The following is a 2,499-nucleotide window of genomic DNA, read 5'->3' as shown; positions in this document are numbered from 1 at the left end:
CTCCATCCGGAGGTCAGAACAAGCGACGCCTCAAACATCTGCGCACCGATCTCATCGCGTACCTTGACGGTTATCTTGACGAAATCGCAGTCGGGCATTTCGTCTTGGGCGACATCCTGCAAAATACGAATTGCTTCCGCTCTGGCTTGTTCCCGGGATTCGAACAGCTGCCCGTCATCGTCGGGTACCGCGCCGTCACCGTTTTGAAGATCAAAATAGTACCGTTTCATTTTTCCTGCCGCGCTGGGACATCTGGCGTTTCAATGATTCCGCTTCATGGTGGTTCCTGCCCGCTGGCCGTGCTGGTGACGACGTGGTCGTTCAACGCACCGCAGGGCGAAGCGCCGATATGAAAAGCACCAGCAACGCCAAGGCGTTGAGGCCTGCGGCGATGGCATGCGAATACTCCCATTGGCGCCGCAGCAGCTCCCAGTTTTCAGGGAGGACAGTCCAGTTCCGGGTCGCCTGATTGATTGGATAGGTCAGCGTCCAGAAGGCAAACTGCGTGGCGCCGATGCTTAGAAAGGCGACAACAACCAAGCCGAAAGATGCGCTCGCTCGATAGAGCAGGATCGCCAGGGCGGCCGTGGAGAGCAATGCTCCCAGCACCACGATGCCGAACAGGCTCCATCCATCATAGGCGCGCTGCGCAGCCAGATAGTTTGGCCCGTCGAGCTTCATCTTGTTGAACATGGCGAAGAAATGCGCGGCGGCCGGAGCGAAAGCCAGTGCAACGAAAATGAAGCTGACCACTCTCAGACTATAGATTGCCATGTCGGTCTCCTCTCAGGAGACAGCTAGGGCAATCGCCAAGGTTGAAAAGGTCGCTTTAACGGCGGCTTCCGCCCGCGATCGTATGATCTCAAGCGGGGTCGTTTTTTAGCACTCACGCATCTATCTCGGAACATTTTTTTTGGGTGCTGGTTCTACCCAGTGAAGGGACGAACCTTACCCAGGGAGATTTCCCATGAAACGTGTTCTCATTACCAGCATGCTGGCCATCGGGCTCGGCTGTGGAACGGCGGTGGCTCAGACACAACAGACCGAAAGCCAATCTGGCGCAGACGCCAACTGCGCTTCCGGGCAGGCTGACTGCCAGAACGGCTCCAAGATGGGCGAGCAGGCCCAGGGCAAAGCCAAGCTGAAGACCGACGAGCAGGCTCAGGGCAAGGCCGGCACCACCACCGACCAGCAGGCCCAGGGCAAGGCCAAGCTGAAGACCGATGAGCAGGCTCAGGGCAAGGCCAGCACCACCGACCAGCAGGCCCAGGGCAAAGCCAAGCTGAAGACCGACGAGCAGGCTCAGGGCAAGACCAAGATGCAGACCGACGAGCAGGCTCAGGGCAAGGCCGGCACCACCACCGACCAGCAGGCCCAGGGCAAGACCAAGATGCAGACCGACGAGCAGGCTCAGGGCAAGACCGGCACCACCACCGACCAGCAGGCCCAGGGCAAGGCCTCGACACAGGATACGACGTCGACCGGTTCCATCAACAACGTGACGGTGGAGCAGAAAACCCAAGTCACTCAGATTATCCGGGAGACGAAGGTCGAGCCTGTGTCCAATGTCAATTTTGACATCAGCGTCGGCGTCGAAGTTCCGCGGCACAAGGTCAGGCTGCATCGGCTGCCGGCTCGTATCGTCAAGATCGTTCCCGCTTACGAAAGCTACGAGTATTTCGTGCTTGCGGACGGTCGGATCGTCATCGTTGATCCGGATACGTTCAAGATCGTGCTGATTTTGACCTGATATGTCCGACGAGTGGTCCGCCCTCCAGAGGGCGGACCGTCATTGCCGGACTGCTATGGATTCAAAGCAACTCCGAAGAGAACCGCAAGCGGCAGGTGATACAATCTGCCACCGCATGGCAGACTCGGCTAGAGACGCCCGAGCACGACCAGGATTATGACTATAAGCAGCAGAAGACCGAGGCCGCCGCCCCCGTAATAGCCGGTGCCGTAGAATGGCCCGCCGCCAAGTCCACTAAAGCCGCCAAGCAATGCGATAATCAGAATGATGATAAGAATTGTGCCGAGACCCATGACTTGCTCTCCTGTTTGCGGCTTCGCGCCGTGTAGACGGAGCGGCGGTCGCCGGCTGATGAGAATATGAACTCGCTACAAGCCTTCCTGTTCCCGATTGAGACCTCATCGACGCTGCAAGGTCTGGCCGCTCAAAGTTGTTTAGGCGAACAAAGGTCATCCCGAGACGCCCGAGTAGCCCCGGTCTTTCAGCAATCCAGCGAGATGGGCGGCGTTTGAGGCTGCCATTTCGATCGCACCCGAGACTTTTTCCGGAGTTGCCGGCAGGTCGACATAGTTGACGTCCTCCATCGCCTCGCCAACCCAGTAGACCCCGCCATTGGCCGGGATGGTGAAGCCGACATCGTTCAATGCCTGAAAGCATTCCGCGTGGCAGTGATGCGCACCGTCCTCATTACCGACGATGGCCACCAGGGCCACCTTTCCTGCTGCCGGCATTCGCCCTCTGTCATCCGT

At 58.6% G+C, this 2,499-nt stretch carries 4 protein-coding genes and 1 pseudogene; 2 read left to right on the top strand and 3 right to left on the bottom strand.

All coding sequences use genetic code 11. From position 1 onward, the window contains the following. The coding region (locus tag EN925_RS39880; RefSeq protein WP_164894520.1) for a hypothetical protein at positions 1 to 353 on the top strand (353 nt) is incomplete at its 5' end. Here EN925_RS39880 and EN925_RS31700 read toward each other — a convergent pair. Continuing rightward, entirely contained in the window at positions 322 to 774 is a 453-nt protein-coding gene (locus EN925_RS31700) for a membrane protein (protein WP_013531548.1), read from the bottom strand. The genes EN925_RS39880 and EN925_RS31700 overlap by 32 nt on opposite strands. A 193-nt stretch (positions 775 to 967) precedes the next feature. Here EN925_RS31700 and EN925_RS31695 point away from each other — a divergent pair, with 193 nt between their 5' ends. Next, positions 968 to 1,750 (top strand): DUF1236 domain-containing protein, encoded by a 783-nt coding sequence (locus EN925_RS31695; protein ID WP_127368729.1) that lies wholly within the window; start codon positions 968 to 970, stop codon positions 1,748 to 1,750. Between the two features lie 128 nt (positions 1,751 to 1,878). On the opposite strand, the gene EN925_RS31690 is transcribed toward EN925_RS31695, so the two are convergent. Further along, positions 1,879 to 2,043, bottom strand: coding sequence for a DUF3309 family protein (locus EN925_RS31690; RefSeq protein WP_013531546.1), 165 nt, complete (start codon positions 2,041 to 2,043; stop codon positions 1,879 to 1,881). A 156-nt stretch (positions 2,044 to 2,199) separates the two neighbouring features. After that, positions 2,200 to 2,499: pseudogene (locus EN925_RS31685) on the bottom strand (NADPH-dependent oxidoreductase); the annotation flags it as partial.

This window comes from Mesorhizobium sp. M7A.F.Ca.US.006.04.2.1 (assembly GCF_004022915.1).
Classification (GTDB): Bacteria; Pseudomonadota; Alphaproteobacteria; order Rhizobiales; family Rhizobiaceae; genus Mesorhizobium; species Mesorhizobium ciceri.
This window is presented reverse-complemented; position numbering and strand designations above follow the sequence as displayed.

Bases quoted from the DNA above. Each gene is read 5' to 3' on its own strand.
- EN925_RS31700 (WP_013531548.1), bottom strand. From the start codon at position 774: ATGGCAATCTATAGTCTGAGAGTGGTCAGCTTCATTTTCGTTGCACTG.
- EN925_RS31695 (WP_127368729.1), top strand. From the start codon at position 968: ATGAAACGTGTTCTCATTACCAGCATGCTGGCCATCGGGCTCGGCTGT.
- EN925_RS31690 (WP_013531546.1), bottom strand. From the start codon at position 2,043: ATGGGTCTCGGCACAATTCTTATCATCATTCTGATTATCGCATTGCTT.